The organism is Vallitalea guaymasensis (assembly GCF_018141425.1).
In the GTDB taxonomy this organism is placed as follows: Bacteria; Bacillota; Clostridia; order Lachnospirales; family Vallitaleaceae; genus Vallitalea; species Vallitalea guaymasensis.
The window spans coordinates 2,033,509-2,057,772 of record NZ_CP058561.1 but is presented as its reverse complement, the minus strand read 5'-3'; the positions used below and the strand labels follow the sequence as shown (position 1 = coordinate 2,057,772).

Sequence of the window (24,264 nt, the reverse complement as noted above, 5' to 3'; positions counted from 1 at the left end):
ATTGAAGGATATTAATAAAAGTTTTTGGAATAAACACGGATTGATATTTATAACGTTATTAACTTTTATAGTAACTGCTATAGTTAATTTTAACGTTAGGTTATATGGAGATGATTTTTTCTATGCATGTTTTACCCGCATAGATTTTGACTATTTTATAACTAGACATTTAGACCATTACATGAGAGCCAATGGTAGAGCGATAGTACATTTATTTGTAACTGTTTTTTTAGGGATAAATCAATATTTTTGGGCTATTTGTAATTCTTTAATGCTTGCAGGGATAGTTTGCTTTGGAGCAAAGATTTGTATGGGAATGGAAGTAAAAGAAAAAAAATCACTGATAGGTTATTCAGCAGTTATTATGGCAGTAACTATTTTCTTCTTGGACCCTAATCTAACAAGACAAAGCGTTTACTGGCTTACAGGTTCATTTAATTATGTTTATCCTATTTTTATGCTGCTGGTTTATTGGTACTTGTTGAGTCGTTCTACATATAGTAACAAAATGAGATGGTATGTTCCAATAATAGGCTTTTTGGCTGCGGCAACTGTTGAGCAAGCAAGTGTCATGACTTTTGGATTGACTTTACTTATGTTATTGGAAAAAAGAATCATCAGAAAAAATAAAATTAACAAGATGGAAATATTGATGTTGATAATAGTGGCATTAGGTATGCTGTCTGTTATTTGTTCACCAGCTGTATTTTTACGTGCATCCATTGAAGATTCACCTGTAAAAGGATTCTTACCTTTGATTAAACATAATCTAATTAAACAAGGTGACTACTTCATGTTTTCAAAGATCATGTTACCTTATCATATGTTAGCCATAGTAGCTTCTTTTGGGGTTATAGGCAAATACGGAAAAAGCATATCGGACAAGTATAGGTGGACAAAAAATCTAGCTGTCATTTTAGGTGTTAGTGCATGTATAGGTTTATTATTACAGACACTAACAGGAAAAGTTCTTAATTATTATGGTATGTTAGGAAGATTTGGTATTGAAGCATTTATTGGTTTAGGTTATTTATATACATTGATATATGCAGGAATACTAGTATATAAAAATAAATTTATCACCAATAATGCACTTCCGATCATAGCAGTCATATTAGGTTTTGGTGCTCAATTTATGATGATTATATCACCTGTTTTTGGACCACGAAATCTTGTATATCCTATATTCATGCTGGCTTTATACAGTGCATGTATAATACCAAGGCTGAATAAGTATGGTATCTCAGCCATTTGTGGATGTCTAAGTTGTATAGTGTTCAATTTACCTTGGCTATTGCCTATTCCTATCACTGCATATATGTTGGTGACTGCTAATAAGGGTAAATACAACAAAGTGAAATATAAGAAGCTAGGTATTGCAACTGGTTATTTAACTGTTGCATTGGTTTCATTAACTATTTTGATACCTACTATAAAGGGATATGCTGATAATGCTGTAGTGTATGATAAAAATGTTCAAGATGCAAAGAAATTTATTGAAGAAAATAAAAAAGGACCTATTAATCAAAAGAAATTACCTAAAGAGATATATGGTTGGGTAATGCCTTACCATAATAGTTATTACTCTTCTTATTATGATTTATATCTTGGATTTGATAAAGATTATGAGGTTAATTGGTTGGAATAAAATAAAGAAGAAGAGAAGCTGTCTTATAAGAATGTAAGGCAGTTTTTTATTAGCTTAATTAGGGAGAGAATAATGAAAAAAAATATATATGAGAAATTACAGATTAAGACAATATATATAATCTTATGTTTTATGGGATTTGTTTTTATAGAATTAAATTATTATAGAAGATTGGGACATATATCTCCAGAAACATGTAAAGAATTGATGTTTAACATAATGATATATAGTATTCTTCTATGGTTAGTTTCCATACTAAGGGAACATTTTAAAAAGTAATAAATATAATATACTAAAAAATAATTTATAGGCGTAAATATGAATAATTGTTACTGTGTTGAAAACAATTCAACCAATGAAGGTTCCTTGATATTTCAGTCACGTACAAGAAATTTTGATAACACCATACTACCGATATCAGGTGCAACAATAACAATAAAAGATAAAGATGGAAATATTATTAGCGTAGAAGAAACAGATGAATTAGGTAAAACCAAAGAAATATTCTTAAAACCTTCCAACCAATATAATGCAGAAATAAAATATGGAGAGTACAAAATAAATCTTGAGAATATTAAGGTTTATGAAGAACAACCCAACATTGTTGAAACAAATTTGCCGCCTCAAGGTATTAGATTTGGTGCTCCTTTAAGAGGACCTATAAGAGAACCTATTATCATTAATAAGAAATTCAAACAACATAAAGAATTAGATACCTTAATGAAATCTGATATTAAATCCAGTGAATCTAATGAGATACACCCATTCAAGATACCTATGATATTTACTGTATATGATGTTATCAACAAGAAAAATCTTAAAGTCGCCTTTATCGACTATATAGCTAACGTTGCTGATAATGAAGTTGGCAAAGATTGGCACGATAATGCTATAAAAGCGAATATTTTAGCTATAATATCATTTGCATTATTTAAACATTATATTGAAAATAAAGATAAGGACTATGATATTACAAGTTCAACAGCTGACCAAGATTATGATCCAGAGATAATAGCCAGTCAATATAACCCAAGGGTAAGGCATATGGCATATGATTTATTTAGCGAATATTTAAGAAAACCATTACCTAATGAAATGCAGTTATATGAATATAGACCTTGGAGTTGTCCTAGTACAAGTAAATATTGTATGTTACAAAACAAAGCAAATGAAATGGCACAAAAAGGAGCAAGCCTTATGGAGATATTAAGAAGTTTTTATGGAAAAGATACTTTTGTTGAAAAAGGAGTAGCCCTTGATTATCCTGTGGGTGACTTAGTAGAAGGGATAACCACAAAACCTCGACCCCTTGTAAAAGAACTACAGCAAATGCTGAATATCATATCCAATAATTATCCCACAATCAACAAACTAGAAGAAGATGGAATATTCGGTAAGAAAACAGTAGAAGCTGTAAAAAACTTTCAGTATATTGCCAATCTCCCTATGACTGGAAAGGTAGATATGTCTACATGGATAAAATTACTTGATTTTTCGGGGAAATTACCATCTCCAATCGTATAAGACTATAATTTATTTATATATACAATGTTTTTGTACAGACCACTAATTTTAAATAGACTTTAGTGGTTTAATTTTTTCCTGTTTTCAAATTAGACATATCTTTCATATATCTTAGAAAAACCATCCCTCTATAATGTGAAACAAAGTATTAGCTAGAAAGCTTTACTAAAATGTATAATATTATCCATATTGAAAAATACTATTATGGACTTTATGAGCAATAACAAATATGAGCATTTTAAGTTCTGGTTTACATAAAATGGTGTTTAGGAGGCAGAGAATTGAAGACCATAACCATATTGGTACCATGTTATAACGAAGAAGAAGTAATTGACATTTTTTATGATGAAGTGGTAAAAGTAATTAATGATATAGATTATAGATTTGAACTTTTATTTATTAATGATGGGAGTAAAGATAGGACTCTAGCCAAAATAATATCCTTGAGATTACGTGATAGCAGGGTTTCATATGTAGACCTATCAAGAAATTACGGAAAAGAAATAGCTATGGCTGCGGGACTTGACTATGCTTCTGGGGATGCAGTCATCATAATGGATGCTGATTTACAAGATCCTCCAAGGCTTATACCAGTGATGATAAAAGAATGGGAAGCAGGATATGATGATGTCTATGCTAAGAGGTCCAGTAGAAAAGGTGAAAGCTTCACAAAAAAATTCACTGCTCATTGTTTTTATAGATTATTAGGAAAACTAGCAAAAGTTGAAATTCAAGAAGATACAGGTGATTTTCGTTTACTTAATCGCCAAGCCGTTGATGCTCTAAAGCAGTTTAAAGAAACTGGAAGATATACAAAGGGATTATTCAGTCTAATAGGATTCAATAAGAAAGAGATACTATTTGATAGAGATGAAAGGGTAGCAGGGAAAACCAAATGGAACTATTGCAAATTGATTGGACTAGCAATAGAGGGTATAACTACATTTACAATCATGCCTCTTAGAATAGCCACATTCATAGGAAGCATAACTGGTATTGGTGCATTCATCTATATGATATATATTGTACTTAGAACATTAATTATAGGGATTGCTTTACCTGGCTATGCGTCCCTTATTAGTATTATGTTATTTATAGGCAGTATTCAGTTGGTCAGCATAGGAGTATTAGGTGAATATGTTGGCAGGATTTTCAATGAAACCAAGAATAGACCTTTGTATTTTATCAATAAATATGAAAGTACTAAAGTATAACATAATATTAAGAGGTGTTAGATTTGAAAAGGTTACAGAAAATATTTGATGTATATATGATACTATTCTTTGGACTAGTTTTCGTTATAAATATATATTTTATCTATGTAGAGAAATTGAACATTCTCTATATTATACCTGTTTGTGTTCTATTTTTCATTCTTTATTTAATTATTAGACTAAGAATTCCTTATTTTGGTCTATTTCTATTTATATTTTCATTGGTAACTAAGATTGCTATGATTATAATTGTGAGAACTCCACCAATATCAGATTTTGAGGTAATGTTAAGAGCTGCTAGGTTATTTGCTATTGGTGATTACTCATTCAAAGAGTTTCAGTACTTCTCATTTTTTCCATATCAGACCATATTTGCAGTTTATCAAGGATTGATTATCAAGACATTCGGTGACAGCGTGTTTCTATTAAAGATTATCAATTGTTTTTTTATTGCTGTTACCAATTACTTGGTTTATAGAATAGGCAAGATCATATTCAATGAATTTGTAGGAAGGGTTGCTGGGGTTTTACATGCCGTCTATATTCCAATATTTTTTATGGCGCCAGTACTTACTAACCAGCATATAGCCACATTGTTTTATTATATAGGATTATACTGTATTGTTAAGTGCCAGAACAGTTATAAAAAATGGATTCTTGCAGGGCTGTTCATTGCAATAGGTAATTCACTACGTCCTATAGGGATAGTTTTCATACTGGCTATTTTCATCATGAGTATTTTCAGTTATTATAGGCAAACCAAAGAGATAAATCTCAAACATTTTGGAGTATGCCTTATATCCTATCTTATCATATTCTATAGTATTTGGAGTCTCAGCATTGTAACAGGAGTAACAGACAACGGACTTAAAAACAATAATCCTTATTGGAAATTCGTCACAGGATTGAATGAGAAGACATCAGGTCGTTTTTCTGAAGAAGATGCTAAGACATTGATGCTGTATGATGTTCCTATTGATGAAGAATTATTATCCAAGGAAAAAGAATTGATAAAAGAGCGTATATTAATATCTCCAACAAGAATGTTATCCTTGATGGTCAAAAAAGTCAGGTATATGTGGGGAGATTTTGAATTGGGTGTATTCACTTTTCCACATCTAATAGGTAAAGATATAAGAAAAGCAGGAATAAGCTTTGACTATATATATAGGCAGGTGCAGGAGTTCGAGAAAATCTTCTATACGTTAATAATAGGTTTTGTTTTATACGGACTGATAAGATATTATAGAGCTGATAAAACAGGCTATGTATATTTATTATATTATGCATTAACCATTTACACAGGGGTACACTTCTTGATTGAAATAAGTTTCAGATACAAATATGTAGTTATGCCCATGGTTTTTATTCTAGCTGGAAACGGTGTATTTATTATGGCTGATAGAATAAAAAGTAAAAAAATGATATAATAAGTAAAATAATATCAAAGGTTGTGAAAAACATGATATGTAATACGCTGATTAACATATTAGATGATTTTAATGATGATGTAGCCTATATTTCTAAATTCATGAAACCAGAAAAAGTTATTAATATTGCTAATGCAAATAAGGATTCGGTAGATGTGCTAACTGATATGGGAAGATTCTTGAGTGAGCAGTTAGAGGGTACTAGGATAATCAAAAAAAGTTATACTAATCCTTTACAGTTAAAAAAGATAATTGATAATCATGTTGAACATGACACAATAATCAATATTTCATCAGGAGATAATCTATCAGCTGTTATCGCACATCAAGCAATGATTGACCATGATATTACTTTGATATATATGGATATTGGAGAAGAAAAGATTTATAAACTAACTAAAAAAGGGATAAAAGTAATTAATTATGATAATATAAATTTCCGTGTGAAAGATTATGTTTCCATTACAGGAGGCAAAATCGTAACAGATGAGACTTTTGATTATATAATTGAAGATTATAACAATATGCTTGATATTATACTCGATAACTACGAATTGTGGATTAGAACCAGAGATTATATAAGAAATAATCTAGTCAGTCAGTCTGATGACAGTATAGTTACTAGGTCATCTGAAAATAATCAAGACATAGTGTATTTGTTCAACAAGTTTTCAAGTATTGATTGTGTTAGAAGTATAAGAGAGAATGGAAACAATATAATAATAGTATTTAAAAATGAAGATATCAGGAATTATATATTATCAGGAGTCTGGCTAGAACATTTTACTTATAATATTGTTAAAGAGAACAGTAAAGTGTGTGATGTAAGAACAGGGGTCAGATTCTTATGGGATGAGGATAGGATTGAAGTTGAGAACGAAATGGATGTCATAGCAGTTGCTGGATCATCTTTGATATGCATATCTTGTAAAGATACCAAAAGATATAATAGTGGAGCCCTTAACGAACTGGATATCTATGCAGAACAGCTAGGGGGTTCCACCGTCAAAAAGATTCTAGTAGCTACAAAACCATCAAAAGGTCAATATGTGGATGAAAGAGCCGAGAGAATGGGGATAAATCTTGTACTTTTTGATGGAGATGTGGATAAATTCAGAAAATGTCTATATGATATCATTGATGCATAGTTCAGCAATAACCATTAGTTTATTAGGTTTATAAGGGGCATAAGTGGAAATAATGCTTTACAATTTAACGATTTTATTGTATTTTGGTTTAATAAATAAGTTTATTAGCCTATCTAGTCTAAAAAACTGTAATTATTGTAGCTTCTATTGTACAATAATAATGATGATTATATGAAAGGTGAGGTCTAATTTATGTGCAATGTTCAATCGTTTATAGATTTAATAAATAAAGAAGTAAAACCAGCTACTGGTTGTACTGAACCAATAGCCATAGCACTTTGTGTTGCAAAAGCAAAAGAAGTATTAGATGAAGATGTAGAAAAAATTGAACTATTGTTAAGTCCTAATATCATTAAAAATGCCATGGGTGTAGGAATACCAGGAACAAGTCAAGTTGGTATACATATAGCTGCTGCTCTTGGTGCCATTGTGGGTGAATCAAAATTAGGGCTTGAAGTGTTATCTAAAGTAAAAGAAACCCATGTGAATCAGGCTAACAACATTATAAATGAAAATAGAATTAAAATAGAAGTAGCAGATAAAGACTGTAAATTGTATATTGATGCAACTGTTATCGGCAAAAATAATAAAGCTCATGTAATAATTCAAGGTGGTCATACTGATATAGTATTCATATCTTACAATGATGATGTTATTATGGATAAATTATCTGAAGTAGTTGAAGTAGAAGACTATAAAGTAGCCATTTGTATTGACAGCATTTATAGATTTGTACTGAATACACCATTTGATGAAATAAAGTTCATACTTGAAGGTGCCATAATGAATAAAAAAATAGCACTTGAAGGTTTGAACAAAGAATATGGACTGAAGGTAGGAAAAACCATAGAAAAAAATATCCAGAACAAGTTGATAGCTGATGATATGAAAAACTACGCCATCAGGTTATCAGCAGCAGCATCTGATGCTAGAATGGCAGGATGTCCACTCCCTGTTATGACTAATTCAGGAAGTGGTAATCAAGGAATAACTGCTACTTTACCAGTAGTAGCTGTAGCAGAATGGTTACATAAAAGCGAAGAAGAATTAGCTAGAGCATTAATTCTTAGTAACCTAGTAGCAATACATATTAAAACCAATCTAGGAAAACTATCTGCTCTATGTGGAGTAATTGTAGCAGGTATTGGAGCTGGCTGTGGTATGACATACCTTCTAGGCGGCGATATACATAATATCAAATCAACCATTAAAAATATGATTGGTGATGTAAGCGGGATGATATGCGACGGAGCAAAGACAGGTTGTGCCTTGAAAGTAGCTACTGTAGTAGAGGCTTCATTCAATTCAACCATACTATCTCTCGGAGATATTGAAATAACCAAAACCGAAGGTATCATCGATGAAAACATAGAAACCTGCATCAAAAATCTAACCTGCATAGGCTCAAAAGGAATGGAAGAAACAGACAAGATGATACTAGATATCATGATATCTAAAAGTAACAAATAATTATTATACGGTAAATAATTCTTAAACAAAGACATATATTGATAACCATCAAGCTAAAATAAGAACTAGCCAAGCAGAGAAGGTACAGGGTAATATGGAGCAACGAGCCATGGATGGCGAGTTCAGCAGTTTTAAACACGGACGTTTAATCTGCTGACGTAATATTACCCTGTACCTTCTCTGCGGAAATACGCCACTTATTCAATTATATTATTCTTATGCCAACTCTTTATAAAAAGATGTTCTAACCTTATGCTGTCTATGCTTGAATCTCTGCCATTGAGAACGAACTTTTTTATTACTTTCAAGTTGAGGATTAAGGTCAGCAGAATGTATACCTTTTTTATTACAAGATATAATAAGTTCCCTGAATAATATAGCATTAACTCCTCGATTCTGAAACTTAGGGTCAACTGCTATCTGAACAATTTCTAACCTTTTATTTAATTTAAGAGCTTTCAATAGATATATGAAACCAAAAGGTAAAATACGTCCTTTACCTTTTTTTATTGCTTTTGCAAGAGAAGGAAAACCTAAGACATAAGCAATTAATTCATCATTTTCATCTAAAACAAACTTCACGAAATTAGGGTTAATGAAACTTATGTACTGTTTTGTATATAACTTGATCTGTTTATCGGTTAAAGGAGTAAATTCATATAGTTCCTTGAATGCTGAATTGATTAGTGAGAATAGTTTAGGTACGTAAGGAATAATGTCTTTTTTACTTTTTGCTTCTAAAACTTTTAGATTATTAGTCTTAATTGAACGTTCTGCCACTATTTTAACAGGTTCAGGTACTTCGTCAGGAATTATTATTTCATATTCAAACCAATCCACATCCTTTGAATAACCTAGCTCTTTCAAGTAATCCACATAGTATGAGTGATTATATATGGTAGTCATGGTTCCTAAGTATTCAAAACCCTTAATAAGCATACCTTCCAAATCAAAATCACTAAACCCAAGAGGACCTTGAATCTTAGTCATTCCTTTTGAGATAAGCCATTCCTCTGCTGTTTCTAATAATAGTTTTGCAACTTCCATATCTTCAATGAAGTCGATATAGCCAAAACGACCAGCTTTTTCATTCCATAGATCAATTGCTGCGTAATTTATGATACCAGCAATTCTTCCAACAACTTTACCATCCTTATACGCTAGCCAATACTTGGATTCACAAAAATCCATAGCTGGATTTTTATCTTTTCTTAATGTATTAAGTTCATCTACCAGCAGTGATGGAATATAATTTCTGCATTTCTTATACAGCCTAGTAGGAAATTTTACAAAAACTTTTAAATCTTTTTTAGAAGTAACTTCAACGATTTCAATCACAAAAAGTCCCCCATTCATATAAAATAAGTTCAGTCCTTTGTTTAAATAATACAATAAGTACAAATAATATAAAATAATTCAAAGAAAATCACTTGTACTACATTTTATACCATACATAAAATTATTATATCATAATAGTTGCAAGTATAAAAACAATTTTCTATATTTTAATCTATGATAGTATTAATAATTTAATCATTAAATTTATTAAATGAGCTATAAAAGCAACAAAGAATAAGATAGCTATAATTTAGTGATTCCCAAAAAAATATTGCATTATTTTATTATAGATGTTAAGTCAAACTAATTCGTGAGTAATTGTTCTTTAATTTTACTCAAAAAAGATAAAGGGTATTGACAAAACAGTAACTTCTATATATACTGTGCATATACAAAATATACAGTATAATAATTACGTATAGGAGGTTCGTTACATGATAGAAGTGAAGAATTTAACCAAGATATATAAGCTTAACAGTAAACAGAAAAGAGAATTAAAAACTAAAGAGAGTACTAAAATAGCTGTTAACGATATTTCATTTTCTGCTAATCAAGGTGAGATATTCGGTCTTTTAGGACCTAATGGTGCAGGGAAGACTACAACCCTAAGGAGTATAGTTACCCTACTGAAACCAACTAAAGGTTCTATAAATGTTAATGGATATGATGTTGTAAAAGATAGTTCGGAAGTTAGAAAAAGGATAGGATTCCTGACTAATGAATTAAAATTAGATGAACATTTTACACCTGATTATACTATGGAGTTTTTTGGCAAACTTCATGGAATGACTAATGATCAAATAACATCAAGGAAAAAGGAGCTTTTTGATTACTTCAAGATAAATAAATTTGCTGATAAGAAGATAAGCGAATTGTCAACAGGTATGAAACAAAAGCTTTCAATAGCTGTCAGTGTAGTACATGACCCGGACATCGTTATATTTGATGAACCAACTAATGGATTGGATATAATTACAGCAAGAGCAGTTGAAGAGTATCTAGTAACTCTAAAAGAAAGAGGAAAACTAGTTATCATTTCAACACATATCATGACAGTAGCCAGCAAGCTGTGTGATAGAGTAGCCATTATCATAAATGGAAAAAAAGTTATTGATGGTACCATACAAAATGTTTTGAATGAAACAAAAACCGAAAATCTTGAAGATGCCTTCTTTGAATTATATAAAAAAGCAGTTAATCATGGCTAGAGGACTAATGTATTATAATTAAATATGTAGGGAAAGGACGTTAATATTATGTTAAGAGATATATTGAAAAAAGAATTAAAAAGAGTTTTTACTGATCGTAGATTAGTTTTTTCAGCATTCATTTTACCAGCTCTTAGTATCTTTATTGTTTATACAATAATGGGAAGTATGCTTTCTAATATGATGGATGATATAGAAGAACATACATCTACAGTATATATTCAAAATGCTCCAGTACAGTTTCAAAAAGTTGTAGATGAAAAAAAGCTGAATATGAGTATTACTTATATAGATATGACCGAGGATACTACATCAATAAAGGAACAAATCAAAAATGGAGAAGTTGACATGATGGTTAAATTCGAGGATGGGTTTTTAGATAAGGTCAATAATTATAAAAACCTAGAAATACCACCAGAAGTCAAAACATTTTATAATCCATCTGAAGAATATTCACGGGAATCAAGGAAAAGATTTATTGAAATTGCTTTGAATAAATATGAAACTCAGATTTTGACAGATAGATTTGGGGATATTAACAATGTTGTTGCATTTGATGTTGATAGAAATTCTGATGAATCAATCGTTGTTGACGAGAAAAAAGCATCTGGTCAAGGAATTTCTATGATATTGCCTATGCTTATAGCTATAATTTTGTTCTCTGGAGCAATGGGGATTGGTATGGATACTATTGCAGGGGAAAAAGAAAGAGGAACAATGGCTACATTGTTGTTGACACCTGTTAAGAGGGAGACAATAGCTCTTGGAAAGGTAATTGGTCTAGGGATAGTGGCTATTGTAAGTGCCATAGTGTCATTTGCTGCCATAATAGCTTCAATGCCGTTTTCATCAAAGATGTTGACTGGTGGGGCGGACATGAATCTTGGAGCTTTACAATTTTCAACATTCCAGTTGATACAGTTATTGATAATAATGATTACTCTTGTTGGTATATATGTAGGACTTATTTGTCTATTGTCTGTTAGAGCTAGAACAGTTAAAGAAGCTGGAACATATGTAACACCTGTATTCATGGTTGTTATGATTGCTGCGTTTTCAACTATGTTTGGTGGAGGAGCAACAGAACTTTACCACTATGCGATTCCTGTATATGGAAGTGTTTCTGCATTAAAAGCGGCTTTATCATTTGAATTGACGATGAATCAGTTTTTGGTTACTGCTATATCATCATTTGTTGTTAGTTTGATATTGGTTAGGTTGATAACTCTTACGTTTAATGATGAGAAAGTAATGTTGAATGCGTAATAAAGATTAGTTATTGAAGTTAGAAGCATCTGCTTATATTATTATTGGATATGGATAATAATTGGGTGGATGTTTTTTATTGGGATGAATAGGTTGATTTGTGTTGTGCAATCCGTGCGTGAATGTATAGGTATAGGAAATTCGTTCATGTTAAATAATGGAAGAAAATCACTCATTTCCTATACCTATACATCCACTTGGCTAGAAATTTAACTTTTGTCTCTTAGATTATAATTAAAAATAATCTGATGGATTTTGCTATCTAATCACTAAAAATAATCTTACTCTTGTATTATATTTAGCAATTGACATATCAGTCTTGTTATTGAATCAAGATGAGCCAAGGAAGTAGTAAATGCCGGCTCTCTAATATTTCAACGATCATATGGAAGTAAGGTCTTATAGGTGATGCGGTAAGCGTGCCAAGGACCAATGTCATTAAGTTAAGAAAATAGAGTTTCTGTATATTAATAATGCAGAGCTCTTTTTTTATACGATTTTATATTAATCTTTTAAAAAATGCTTGACATTTACCCGAAAATTTGTGGCGAAGCCTCTTAAATGAATTATTTAAAGGAGGTTTAGCTATGAATAATACTTATGCTAATACAATTAAAAATCATCTATATGACAGTATCTCTGAACTTGATACTATTTCATCTTTATTTCTTCAAAATCCTGAGAAAGATTTTACTCGTATTAGAAAACTTGATTTTAGGACAATGGTAGAAATTCTTCTAACTATGGGTGGTCAAAATTTGAAGCTTGAAATTATGAATTATTTTTCCTTTGGTATTAATACACCTACTGCTTCTGCATTTGTACAACAACGCCATAAGATTTTACCTGATGCTTTCAATTATCTTTTCCATGATTTTACTAAAAAGGCTATGAACTTTTCTAGAACTTTTAATGGATATAGACTTCTTGCCGTTGATGGTTCTAACTTAAGTATTTTCTATAATCCTGATGACACTGAAACTCATTTTCCAAATCGGGCTAATGCGAAAGGTTTTAATCACTTACAGATTAATGCTCTTTATGATATTTGTAATAAAATTTTTGTTGACGTTGAGATTTATCCTGGACGAAGACAAAATGAAAGAAAGGCATTGCTACAGATGATTGATCGTATGGAAGACATATCTGACAATACTATTATCATCGCTGACAGAGGATATGAGGGTTATCATGTTTTTGAGTATATAAAACAGAAGAACTTGAACTGTCTATTTAGAGTAAAAGATATAACTGGCAATGGAATAACATCCAGCCTGAAGCTTCCACATGAAGATTGCTTTGATGTTGATTATCGTATATTAGTCACAAGAAGACATACTAAAGAAATCAGGACCAATCCAGACAAATATAAGTGTATTAGAAAAGGAAATCGATTCGATTTTCTACCAGTAAATTCAAAAGATACATATCCTATAGAGTTTAGAATTGTAAGATTTCCTATTTCAGAAGATACCTATGAGATATTAATTACTAATCTAAATAGGAATGACTTTCCAATTGAAAAATTAAAAGAGATATATCATATGAGATGGGGAATAGAGACTGCTTTTAGAGAGTTGAAATACACTATCGGTCTTATTAATCTTCACTCCAAAAAAGTGGAATTTATAGTACAAGAAATATATGCTAGACTTATAATGTATAATTTTTGTGAACTAATTACATTAAACACTGTTATAAAGAAGACCAAAGGTACTACTAAACATATGTATCAAGTGAATTATACTATTGCGATAGCAATTTGTAGACATTTCATTAAATATAAGGGGCATGAGCCCCCCGATATTGAAGCACTAATTGCAAAAAATATTTTGCCAGTTAGACCTGGTAGAAAAGACCCTCGAAAAGTCAAAAAGCAGGCTACTGTAGTTAGCTTCTTATATAGAATAGCATAAGGAAACAAAATACTCAAATGTATTTTCTAAAGCAGAGATATCTCTGTTTATTAATAATGCCAAAAATAAAATCTTAACAAGAGGTAAAAGTAAAACTCATCTATTGGCAACCATGAAAGCATCAATAGATGAATTTTTATATCTGTCAAAGGCTTAACTTAATGACATTGTGCCAAGGACGGCTAAGCGCCTTTCCTCTAAACAGGACGTTTAGCGGAAAGGAATAGCATCACCTATAAGACCTTACAGATGGTAGTAGCCATAAGGAAATATTAGAGAGCCTGCATTTACGGAAACCAGACAACAGACTTCCGTACTCCAATAATAACGCACATAATTACTATCTTCTATATTTTGATACATTGATTTTTCTTTCATTATAATATAGAATATCTAAAAGATTAAAATTAATATGAATGAAGATGATGTAGAAAATACCGATATAATATAAGAAGAAAGAAGGAATCCTATTGTTGAAAAAAATATTAGTGATTATTGTTGCAGTACTTATGCTTGTTTCCTGTTCAGCCAGTAAAATGAATATTGTTAAAGATACATATTCAGAGGGTAAAGTAAGTATAAATTATCCTCAGTTTGAAAATAAGAATGATAAAGAAGAAATAAAAACGTTGAATAAGTTAATTGAAGATGAAGCATTAAAAATCATGAATCAGTATGATATCAATGATTTATCCGGTCTTGAGATTGATTATGAAATTTCATTTTGTAATGAAAAGATAATGAGTATAAAATATTCGGGGCTAGGTAATGTGAAGAAAGCGGTTTATCCAAATAATATCTTTTATACTAGTAATATAGATACCCAGAATCAGACTATATTGAAATTGTCAGATGTCGTTGATGTAGATGAGACTTTTTTGGACAAATTCAAAGGCGATAACTTTAGTGCGGTAAGAAGTGAACAAATTGGGTTTTTAGAAGATTTATCTACGGAGGAACTCAAAAACAAATTAGCATCCAATAATTTTTATATAAGTGAGAGTGCTTTAGGTATAAGTGTGGAGGTAATACATGTGTTAGGTGACCATGCTGAATATGAAATAGAGTATACTAATCTTGATGGTAATGTGAGATGGAAAAGTTTTTATGATAAGTATATTAATGAAATATAATATTTTTACAGCTATACAAAAAATATAAGCTTTGATATAATCTAATCGACAGATGAAAACAGTATAAGTTATGAGAGGAGAAGACTATGTTATATCCAATATTTTTTGAACCAGATTTTAAAGAAAGAGTTTGGGGAGGAACATTATTAAAAGATAAATTGAACAAATCAATTCCCTTTGAACATACAGGAGAGAGTTGGGAAGTTGCATGCCATGATAATGGAGATTCGGTAGTTAGAAATGGAGAATTAAAAGGTAAGACTCTAAAAGAGGTTTTAGATAATTACTCAAAAGAATTGGTTGGTTATAAAATAAGTAGTGATGACAAATTTCCGTTATTAATAAAATTCATTGATGCAAAAGATAAATTATCGGTTCAGGTGCATCCAGAAGATGAATATGCAATGAAATACGAAAATGGTGAGTTAGGTAAAAGTGAAGCATGGTATATCTTAGATGCACAACCAGGTGCAAAATTGATAGCAGGGTTAAAGGATAATGTATCAAAAGAAGATTTTACAAAAGCTCTTGAAGAGGGAAATCTTGAACAGGTTCTTAATGAAGTAGAGGTAGAAGCTGGAGATGTTATCAATATACCAGCTGGGTTTGTTCATGCGATAGAAGATGGTATTTTATTAGCTGAAATACAACAGAATTCAGATACTACATATAGAGTTTATGATTGGAATCGAGTTGGACTTGACGGTAACATGAGAGAGCTTCATGTTGAAAAATCATTGGATGTAATTGATTTTGAAGGTAAGCATAGTAAAGATGTAGTAACAGGGCTTGGTATAAAAGATGATGAAAGCGAAATAATCTATTATGTAGCTAATAAATATTTTTCATTAGAGAAGATAGGTTTAAAAGGAAAGCTGAAAGAAAGAACAAATAATAAATTTTATATATACATGTGTATATCAGGTAGCGGTAAAGTAGTATATAATAATATTGAATACGACTTTAGAGTAGGAGACTCTTTCATGATACCAGCTTCACTTGGTGATTATGAGTTAGAAGGAGACGCTTCGTTAGTTAAAACTTATCTACCTGATATAGAAAAAGATGTTGTTAGTAGATTAGAGAATGCTGGATATAGTAGAGAAGAAATAAAGAGTCGTGTAAGGATTAATTGATAAACCAGCTTAGAGGAATGATTTTTATGAATAAAGTTAAAATAGATATGCCTAATTATGCCAAGAAAATAATAGATAAACTGACTGACAATGGGTATGAGGCATATTTGGTTGGAGGATGCGTAAGAGATAGTATCATAGGTAAAAAACCTAATGATTGGGATATAACGACTTCCGCATTACCTAATCAAGTTAAGAAATTATTTACCAAAACCATAGATACAGGGTTGCAGCATGGTACTGTTACCATACTTATGGATAAACACCCTATTGAAGTTACAACATATAGAATTGATGGGGAATATGAAGATAATAGGAGACCTAACTCCGTTGAATTCACTAATAATCTGGTAGAAGACCTTAAAAGAAGAGATTTTACTATAAATGCTATGGCTTATAACCATATAACAGGATTAGTAGATGCTTTTAGTGGTATAGAAGATTTGGAAAAGGGTATTATCCGTTGTGTTGGTAATCCAATAGAAAGATTTAATGAAGATGCACTTAGAATGTTAAGAGCCATTAGATTTTCAGCTCAATTGGGTTATAAAATAGATAAAAAGACTAGAGATGCTATAACAGAGTGCTCATCACTTATTAAAAATGTCAGTATGGAACGGATACAAGTGGAACTTAACAAGACACTCATATCCAATAACCCTAATATGATTATGGAGATATATCATTGCAATCTAATGGAGTATATATTACCTGAGTTCATACCTTGTATAGGTAATTCCCAGAATCACCCTTATCATAGCTATGATATTCATGATCACATTCTTAGGTCTGTTAACGCTATAAAGGCTGATAAAGCACTTAGATGGACCATGTTGCTGCATGATATTGGAAAACCAAGAGTAAAGACTACTGACGAATCGGGTATAGATCATTTCTATGGACATGAAGGTATCAGTGCAAAGATGGCGAATGATATTCTCAAGAGATTAAAATTTGATAATAAGACTATTGATAAAGTTGTCAAGTTAATAGAATTCCATGATATCAGATTGGAAAATAGCTCAAAAAGTATAAGAAGACTATTAAAGAAGTTAGGACATGAGCTATTTCATGACTTCGTACTTGTTCAAAGAGCAGATATCAAGGCTCAAAACCCTGACAAGTTGGATGGTAGAATGTTGAAGCTCTACAATGCTGAAAAGAAATACGCAGAGATTAAAGAGAAAGAACAGTGTATAAGCATAAGAGAACTTAAGGTTGATGGAAGAGACTTGATGGAACATGGTATAAAAGAAGGTCGTCAGATAGGAATTATTCTTAATAAACTATTGGATATAGTCATTGAAGAACCAAATAGAAATGACAAAGAAGAGTTGTTAAGGATAGTGGATGAAATAAAAGAATAAAAATATTTATAATTTATTATAATTTTGAAACCCCAATATATTGTTGTTTGAAAAAAAGCAATACAATATATTGGGGTTTTTTGTTTTGCTTATACCAATATAGTAAAATATTAATTTCCTGTCCTCATAATCTGCTTGACTTCTTCATATATTTTAAAGTAGGGCATTAGGTATAGATGTCTAGGATACTGATAAAAAAATATTATAGTTAGGGCTAAGTTGGGGTGATTAGATGCTTGAGGAATACAATAACATTTTTGAACAATTTGATGTTAAAGTAAAAAACGGTTATAAAGGACGAGGAGCTTATATATTAGATACTAATAAGGGTTTGAAATTATTTAAGGAAATCCGAATGCATCGAGAAAAAATAAAATTTATGTATGAAATAGAAGAATATCTACATAACAAAGGATTCAGAAATATTGATAGGTTAGCACTAACGAAAGAGAATAATCCTTATTTTGAAGATGACGGTACCATGTACATAATGAAAAATTGGGTTAACGGAAGAGAAATCTTTTTCAATGATGAAGAAGAGATATTTGATTCTGTAAAGAATCTAGCTGTATTACATAAATGTGGTACTAACTTTTCAAGAGGTAACAGATATAAAAATTATGTAAAATTAGGTACATTACCGAATAAATTGGAAAGACATAATGTTGAGTTGGTTAGAATCAGGAATAAAATAAGAAAGATTGGTAAATGGTCTGAGTTTGATATCTGTTTTTTGAGTAGTTTCAATTACTATTACCAGAAGGCAGTGGAAGCACTTTCACTAATAGAATTATCAGAATACAATAATCTAGTAAATAAATATCACAGTAAAAATGTTATTATACATGGACAATACATACATCATAATATACTGGTAAGCAATAAGAAATTATATACCATGAACTTTGAATATTGTAATATTGATATCCCAGTTATAGATTTATATCGTTTGCTAAGAAAAGTATTAGAAAAAAATGATTGGAACATAAAATTGGGTATTAAAGCTATTGACAAATACATAAGTATCAACTCTTTAAGTAAAGAAGAATTAAACATACTTCTATACCTTATAATGTATCCAGAGAAATTCTGGAAAATAAGTAATTATTATTTTAACCTTAACAGGGCATGGAAGCCAAAACAAAGTTTGATTAAACTAAATAAGTTAATAAATCAGAAAGATAAAAAAGAAAAATTTGTTAAAGAATTAAAGAAAACTTTGGAAATAAGTTAACAGAACCTGATTATGTATAAAAAATAGAATAAAAAGGAAGAATAAATCAGTAGTACACAAAAAAATAATTAGGTGATAAACTAATGACGATCAAAAATCTGACTACTGATCTCAAAAAAAATAAACATCTTATATATTCATTCCTGGCATCTAATTATCATCTAAGGTGCAGAGATATAATTTTAAAAGGGAATGTTAATTGCTTGATAATATATATAGATGGAATAACTGATAAAGATTGTATAGAGGAACATATAATTGCACCACTTTTATTTAAGATTGATACAAAACTTGGAAATATATCATCTCTTGCCTATTATATTTCAAAAAGATATATTTCAATAAATTCAACAGAGATTTCAAAGGAAGTAAAGCATATATGCGAACGTTTAAAAAAAGGTCAAACGATAGTATTATTTGATAATGAAGATAATGCTATCATTTGTGATACCTTCAAAGATAGTTTCAGAAAAGTATCAGATGCTAAGATTGAAGAAAATATCAGGGGAGCAAAAAGTGCTTTCGTTGAAAACATAAAGATAAACATTTCCATGATACAAGAAAAACTGATTAACAATAATCTTAGAATAGAAAAATATGTGTTTGGCAAAGAAAACAATATTGAAGGTGCTTTAATATATCTAGAAGGTGTGATTGACAATAAGATACTAACAAAATTGAAGAGTAAACTAAAATCAGTAAAAGCAAACTATATTCCTGATACAGGAATGTTGATGCAATATATGGAAAAACACCCTTATAGTGTTTTTCCACAATATAAAACGGTTGAAAAACCTGATAAAGCGGTTTCTGATATAATCCAAGGCAAGGCAATAATCATTATTGATGGATGCTCCTATGCTGTTACTTTACCTGTAGTTTTCATTGAATTCTTTCAGGCTTTTGAAGATTATTCCAATAAAATTGTCTTAGCTAATTTCGACCGTTTCATAAGGCTTTTGGCATTAATTATAATATTATTAGCTTCGCCACTATATCTTGTGCTGATAAGTTATAATATTGATCTTATACCTCAGGATTTAATCTATATTATCTCTGAATCCAGAAAGGACATCCCTTTACCTCCTTTTATTGAAATACTTCTAATGGAAATAGTCATTGAGTTTCTTAGAGAAGGTGGTCTTAGATTACCATCAATGGTAGGACAAACATTGAGTATAGTGGGTGGTATCATCTTGGGACAAGCGGCAATCAACTCAGGTTTTGTAAGTCCTACAACTCTTGTAGTCATATCAGTTACAGTAATTTGTACTTTTCTTATTCCTAACTATGAGATGAGTCTAACCATAAGATTGTGTAGATTTTTTATATTGATACTTGCTCAGCTATTAGGACTCTTTGGCATTATGATAGGGTTATTCGCCATAATAGCTCACTTGATCAGTCTTGAAAGTCTAGGAGTTCCGTATTTTTCCCCTTTGGCTCCTGTCAGATATAATGACTTACAGGATACTTTAGTCAGAGGAAGGTTGAAAGATATAGGTAGAGTGCCTAAAAGCTTCAGAAGGAGGAAAAGGAGAAATTGAATAGAGATACGATAACCAGATACCAATATATGTTTATTATAGTTGGTACTATGATAGGAATAGGGATTGGATTCTTAGGATCATCTGGAGCGGCTGTGGCACATCAGGATTCATGGATTACTACCCTCATTTCAGGGATTTATCCATTAATAATTGTAATAACAGCATATATTATTGACAAAAAAGCCAATCATGATGATTTCTGGATAATACTAAAAAAAGTTTATGGTAAACTAATAGGTTTTATAATTCTGCTTATTTTCCTTATGTATTTTTTGACAATCATGTCAAGTGTAGTAGCAGGATTTTCCAATAATTTAACACAGACGATTAGTTCCTTTTTATCTCCTTACAGAATAATAATACCTTGTTTGCTGGTATCAACTGTTATTACAATGTCAGGGTTAAATACAGTGGGTAGAATATCTGAATTCTATTTTTACTTAACAATAGTTTTTATATTACCATTATTGTTTTTAATACCTGAAGGAACCATTCTTAATATTCAGCCTGTTTTTCACTCACCAAAGGAAATACCAAGAGGTATGCTTGAAAACCTGACACAGTATTCTTTGGTAGAGATAAGTTTCATAATAATTAGTAAGATATCTAATAGAAAACATGTACTAAGAGCTGGAATAATTGCTTGTACTATTACTACAGTCATATATACTTTTGTTAGTTTCGTGGTTATTTATTATCTTGGTTGGGAATTGGCATCACGTATTGACTTTCCTTTATTCTATATGATAGGAACAATATCATTTCCTATATTTTCTAATTTAACTTCTATATTTATTTTCTTTTGGGGATTGATAGTATTAAAAACAATAGTATGCTGTAATTATATGGTCTCTTATTGTATTTCAAGCTTTTCTGGATTGAGTGATAAAACATCAGCAATGATATCAAGTTGTATAGTCTTGGTCTACTCTTATTTTATGATATCTGAGCATAATAGATTGGATATTGTTGATTTCTATTTAAAGTATTTTATCCTCTTTTCTCTTGTTTTTGGAATAATGACAGCTATATTGGTTCAAGTAAGATATAGGAGTAAAAAAAATGAAAAGATATAAAAAAATTATTATAATAAGTGAATTAATAATCATGTCCATCATGTTAAGCGGTTGCTATGATGTATATCCCATAGAAGATCTGGGAGTATTGTTAGGAGTAGGATATGATATTGATATAGATGATAAAGTCACTTTTGTTGACCCAGCAGAAGTACCAATAATAGGTGAAGGTACAGTATCGTCTGTAGTATATATTGGCAGAGGACATACTATATTTGATTTGGTTGAGAATCGTATGACAAAAATGCCTTCCAGATTCTCTTTAGGTACAGAGTTAGTGGGAATCATTAGTGAGGAAAGAGCCAGATTTGGAATTGAAGATATAATTGATGGTATATTGAGAGATCCAAATGCAGGATTGAAAGCCCTTCTAGCAGTCAACGAAGGAAAATGTGTGAAATATTTCAGTGTTGATAGCGTAATTGATGAGACTAATTCAGATGTATTATACAATGAAATAAGATTTTCCCATCTTTCTAATTTCTTTACCAAAGACATTACTGTTGATAATATCATACGTATGTATTATCAAGAGGGCAGAAAAGTATGTCTTCCATATATGGAACTAATTGAGGATAAGCCACAAATAACAGGATTAGCATTATTTAGTGATGATAAGATGTTGTATAAACTAGATATGAGAGAAACAAAATTACTTAATCTTTTAAGGAATAATGATGCACATGGGTATTTGCATTTATCTGCCAAAGAGGATATAGATTTTTTTGATGTTGAGAAATTTGATGAGTATTCCAGTATATTATCAAATAAGTACATTAAATACTTGGATTTCAATGGAAAGACTACAAGAAAAGTAGAGGTATCAAAGATAGGAGAACAGCTAAAATATGATATAAAAATTGATATCTCCGGTTTTTTATTGATTAATACACTTATTGACCAAGATTTGGACAAGAAGACAATAAACTTGGTAGAGGAAACCTTTGTAAGAAAATTAGAGAAATTGCTTAATGAAGAAGTAAGAAAGGTACAAAAGGAATACAGGGAAGATTTTCTGGACATTACTCATTATGCAGTAGCAAAATATGGAAGACATAATAAATGTAGCAGCAATGAATATTTTGAGAATGCGTTAATTGATGTAAAGGTCAATTTTACAATAGAATCAGTAGGAAGAAACAGCAAAAACTAAATCAATATTATATACAAAACAAACAAATAACAACTTGGATTATTGGTTTTATTAACATAAAATATAAGATTGATAGCTTGATAATAGTGTAATCTCTAAAAATGTTCATGATTTTAAACAAAAGTTCATAATAATGGATTGTAGAAATTGTAGAATCTTTATATTATATATATAAACTTATATATGAGTATATTTCATCTAATAAAATGAAGGAGGACATATTATTATGAAAAAAATCATTACATTAATATTGGTTCTAGCATTAGGAGTTAGCACTTTAGTAGCTTGTGGAGATAAGGAGAAAGATACCAACAAAGATACTAGTAATGTGAAAGAATCAACTGAGGATAATAAAGCAAGTGATGAAAATGAAAAACAAGAAAAAGAAACTGATAGTTTAGTAGTATATAGCCCTCATAAAGCAGATATGATTAATCCTATTGTAAAGGAATTCCAAGAAACAACAGGAATCAAAGTAGAAGTTGTTGCAGCAGGTACTGGTGAATTATTAAAGAGAATCGAATCAGAGCAGAATAATGCACTTGGAGATGTTATGTGGGGTGGAGGAGCAGAATCACTAAATGCCTTCAAACAATATTTTGAACCATATGAAAGTGAAGAAGCCAAAATGATAGATGCTGCTTTTATTGATAGAGAAAATGCATGGACTGGTACAAGCCCATTACCAATGGTTATCATGTACAATAAAAAGCTAGTTAAGCCTGAAGATGTACCAGCTTCATGGGGTGATTTATTAGATGAAAAATACAAAGGTAAGATAGCATATGCGGATCCAACAAGATCTGGTTCATCATTTACAATTTTAGCAACAATGTTAACTGCATATAAGAACGAAGGAGATGAAGGATGGAAATTCATCAAAGATTTTTATACTAATCTAGATGGAAAACTAATCTCTGGTTCATCAGGAGTATACAAAGGTGTTGCTGACGGAGAGTATGCTGTTGGATTGACTCTTGAAAAAACAGCTATGGAATATGTAAATGCTGGAGCAGAAGTAGGAATTGTATATCCAAGCGAAGGTACATCATCAGTTCCAGATGGTATTGCCATCATAAAAGGAGCTAAGAACGAAGCTAATGCAAAGAAATTCATGGATTTTGTTCTTACTGCTAAGACTCAACAATTCATATTAGACAATTTTGCATCACGTCCAGTTCGTGACGACGTAAAGACTGCTGATAACTTAATGAAGATGTCAGATATGAAATTAGTAGATTATAATTTGGAATGGGTATCAGAAAACAAAGAAAACATCATCAAGCAATGGAAAGATATCGTAATAGGAAAATATTAATATAGATTGCACTGTTAAAATAAAAATATCATAGTTATGCTAATATTAATCCACAAAAAGCAAGAAGGTACAAATTACTTTTTGTGGATTAATCATACTAAACAAAAATACTAAAAAAGAATATTGGGAGGAAAC

At 30.7% G+C, this 24,264-nt stretch carries 19 protein-coding genes; 18 read left to right on the top strand and 1 reads right to left on the bottom strand.

Translation table 11 applies throughout. The features are described 5' to 3' along the window. The first annotated feature begins 1 nt into the window (after window position 1). The 7 genes from HYG85_RS09240 (at window position 2) to HYG85_RS09210 (ending at window position 8,434) form a co-directional block, all read left to right on the top strand. A complete protein-coding gene (locus tag HYG85_RS09240; protein WP_212693216.1) occupies window positions 2-1,648 on the top strand; it encodes a DUF6056 family protein in 1,647 nt (548 codons plus the stop codon). A gap of 72 nt (window positions 1,649-1,720) precedes the next feature. Next, the gene (locus HYG85_RS09235) at window positions 1,721-1,927 is read left to right on the top strand and encodes a hypothetical protein (protein ID WP_212693215.1); all 207 of its coding nucleotides are present in this window, start codon (window positions 1,721-1,723) and stop codon (window positions 1,925-1,927) included. A gap of 39 nt (window positions 1,928-1,966) precedes the next feature. Continuing rightward, window positions 1,967-3,172 carry a peptidoglycan-binding protein gene (locus HYG85_RS09230; protein WP_212693214.1) on the top strand — a complete coding sequence of 402 codons (1,206 nt, stop codon included), beginning with the start codon at window positions 1,967-1,969 and terminating at the stop codon, window positions 3,170-3,172. 281 nt (window positions 3,173-3,453) lie between these two features. Then, window positions 3,454-4,386 carry a glycosyltransferase family 2 protein gene (locus HYG85_RS09225; protein WP_212693213.1) on the top strand — a complete coding sequence of 311 codons (933 nt, stop codon included), beginning with the start codon at window positions 3,454-3,456 and terminating at the stop codon, window positions 4,384-4,386. A gap of 23 nt (window positions 4,387-4,409) precedes the next feature. Next, entirely contained in the window at window positions 4,410-5,816 is a 1,407-nt protein-coding gene (locus HYG85_RS09220) for an ArnT family glycosyltransferase (protein WP_212693212.1), read from the top strand. A 32-nt stretch (window positions 5,817-5,848) separates the two neighbouring features. Beyond that, a complete protein-coding gene (locus HYG85_RS09215; protein WP_212693211.1) occupies window positions 5,849-6,964 on the top strand; it encodes a Card1-like endonuclease domain-containing protein in 1,116 nt (371 codons plus the stop codon). A 192-nt stretch (window positions 6,965-7,156) separates the two neighbouring features. Beyond that, window positions 7,157-8,434, top strand: a complete 1,278-nt coding sequence (locus HYG85_RS09210; protein WP_212693210.1) for an L-cysteine desulfidase family protein — start codon at window positions 7,157-7,159, stop codon at window positions 8,432-8,434. 216 nt (window positions 8,435-8,650) lie between these two features. Here HYG85_RS09210 and HYG85_RS09205 read toward each other — a convergent pair whose 3' ends face one another. Then, the gene (locus tag HYG85_RS09205; protein ID WP_212693209.1) at window positions 8,651-9,772 is read right to left on the bottom strand and encodes a GNAT family N-acetyltransferase; all 1,122 of its coding nucleotides are present in this window, start codon (window positions 9,770-9,772) and stop codon (window positions 8,651-8,653) included. A gap of 434 nt (window positions 9,773-10,206) precedes the next feature. Between HYG85_RS09205 and HYG85_RS09200 the strand changes: the two genes are divergently transcribed. From HYG85_RS09200 to HYG85_RS09150, 11 genes are all read left to right on the top strand, one after another. Then, window positions 10,207-10,980 (top strand): ABC transporter ATP-binding protein, encoded by a 774-nt coding sequence (locus tag HYG85_RS09200; RefSeq protein WP_113672668.1) that lies wholly within the window; start codon window positions 10,207-10,209, stop codon window positions 10,978-10,980. A gap of 48 nt (window positions 10,981-11,028) precedes the next feature. Continuing rightward, window positions 11,029-12,246, top strand: coding sequence for an ABC transporter permease (locus HYG85_RS09195; protein WP_212693208.1), 1,218 nt, complete (start codon window positions 11,029-11,031; stop codon window positions 12,244-12,246). 587 nt (window positions 12,247-12,833) lie between these two features. Then, entirely contained in the window at window positions 12,834-14,162 is a 1,329-nt protein-coding gene (locus HYG85_RS09190) for an IS4 family transposase (RefSeq protein WP_212691219.1), read from the top strand. Between the two features lie 470 nt (window positions 14,163-14,632). Continuing rightward, window positions 14,633-15,295, top strand: a complete 663-nt coding sequence (locus HYG85_RS09185) for a polysaccharide deacetylase family protein (protein ID WP_212693207.1) — start codon at window positions 14,633-14,635, stop codon at window positions 15,293-15,295. Window positions 15,296-15,381: 86 nt separating this feature from the next. Then, window positions 15,382-16,431 (top strand): mannose-6-phosphate isomerase, class I, encoded by a 1,050-nt coding sequence (manA, locus tag HYG85_RS09180; protein WP_212693206.1) that lies wholly within the window; start codon window positions 15,382-15,384, stop codon window positions 16,429-16,431. 26 nt (window positions 16,432-16,457) lie between these two features. After that, complete coding sequence (locus HYG85_RS09175) at window positions 16,458-17,798, top strand: CCA tRNA nucleotidyltransferase (protein WP_212693205.1); 1,341 nt, start codon at window positions 16,458-16,460, stop codon at window positions 17,796-17,798. A gap of 232 nt (window positions 17,799-18,030) precedes the next feature. Beyond that, entirely contained in the window at window positions 18,031-19,032 is a 1,002-nt protein-coding gene (locus HYG85_RS09170; RefSeq protein ID WP_212693204.1) for a CotS family spore coat protein, read from the top strand. 83 nt (window positions 19,033-19,115) lie between these two features. Continuing rightward, window positions 19,116-20,579 carry a spore germination protein gene (locus HYG85_RS09165; RefSeq protein ID WP_212693203.1) on the top strand — a complete coding sequence of 488 codons (1,464 nt, stop codon included), beginning with the start codon at window positions 19,116-19,118 and terminating at the stop codon, window positions 20,577-20,579. Then, window positions 20,576-21,658 carry a GerAB/ArcD/ProY family transporter gene (locus tag HYG85_RS09160; RefSeq protein ID WP_212693202.1) on the top strand — a complete coding sequence of 361 codons (1,083 nt, stop codon included), beginning with the start codon at window positions 20,576-20,578 and terminating at the stop codon, window positions 21,656-21,658. Before HYG85_RS09165 ends, HYG85_RS09160 begins: the two co-directional genes overlap by 4 nt. Further along, a complete protein-coding gene (locus tag HYG85_RS09155; RefSeq protein WP_212693201.1) occupies window positions 21,645-22,811 on the top strand; it encodes a Ger(x)C family spore germination protein in 1,167 nt (388 codons plus the stop codon). Before HYG85_RS09160 ends, HYG85_RS09155 begins: the two co-directional genes overlap by 14 nt. Before the next feature lie 226 nt (window positions 22,812-23,037). Continuing rightward, the gene (locus HYG85_RS09150; protein WP_113672658.1) at window positions 23,038-24,129 is read left to right on the top strand and encodes an ABC transporter substrate-binding protein; all 1,092 of its coding nucleotides are present in this window, start codon (window positions 23,038-23,040) and stop codon (window positions 24,127-24,129) included. Window positions 24,130-24,264 lie beyond the last annotated feature (135 nt).

Bases quoted from the DNA above. Each gene is read 5' to 3' on its own strand.
- HYG85_RS09235 (WP_212693215.1), top strand. From the start codon at position 1,721: ATGAAAAAAAATATATATGAGAAATTACAGATTAAGACAATATATATA.
- HYG85_RS09230 (WP_212693214.1), top strand. From the start codon at position 1,967: ATGAATAATTGTTACTGTGTTGAAAACAATTCAACCAATGAAGGTTCC.
- HYG85_RS09215 (WP_212693211.1), top strand. From the start codon at position 5,849: ATGATATGTAATACGCTGATTAACATATTAGATGATTTTAATGATGAT.
- HYG85_RS09210 (WP_212693210.1), top strand. From the start codon at position 7,157: ATGTGCAATGTTCAATCGTTTATAGATTTAATAAATAAAGAAGTAAAA.
- HYG85_RS09200 (WP_113672668.1), top strand. From the start codon at position 10,207: ATGATAGAAGTGAAGAATTTAACCAAGATATATAAGCTTAACAGTAAA.
- HYG85_RS09195 (WP_212693208.1), top strand. From the start codon at position 11,029: ATGTTAAGAGATATATTGAAAAAAGAATTAAAAAGAGTTTTTACTGAT.
- HYG85_RS09190 (WP_212691219.1), top strand. From the start codon at position 12,834: ATGAATAATACTTATGCTAATACAATTAAAAATCATCTATATGACAGT.
- manA (WP_212693206.1), top strand. From the start codon at position 15,382: ATGTTATATCCAATATTTTTTGAACCAGATTTTAAAGAAAGAGTTTGG.
- HYG85_RS09175 (WP_212693205.1), top strand. From the start codon at position 16,458: ATGAATAAAGTTAAAATAGATATGCCTAATTATGCCAAGAAAATAATA.
- HYG85_RS09170 (WP_212693204.1), top strand. From the start codon at position 18,031: ATGCTTGAGGAATACAATAACATTTTTGAACAATTTGATGTTAAAGTA.
- HYG85_RS09165 (WP_212693203.1), top strand. From the start codon at position 19,116: ATGACGATCAAAAATCTGACTACTGATCTCAAAAAAAATAAACATCTT.
- HYG85_RS09155 (WP_212693201.1), top strand. From the start codon at position 21,645: ATGAAAAGATATAAAAAAATTATTATAATAAGTGAATTAATAATCATG.
- HYG85_RS09150 (WP_113672658.1), top strand. From the start codon at position 23,038: ATGAAAAAAATCATTACATTAATATTGGTTCTAGCATTAGGAGTTAGC.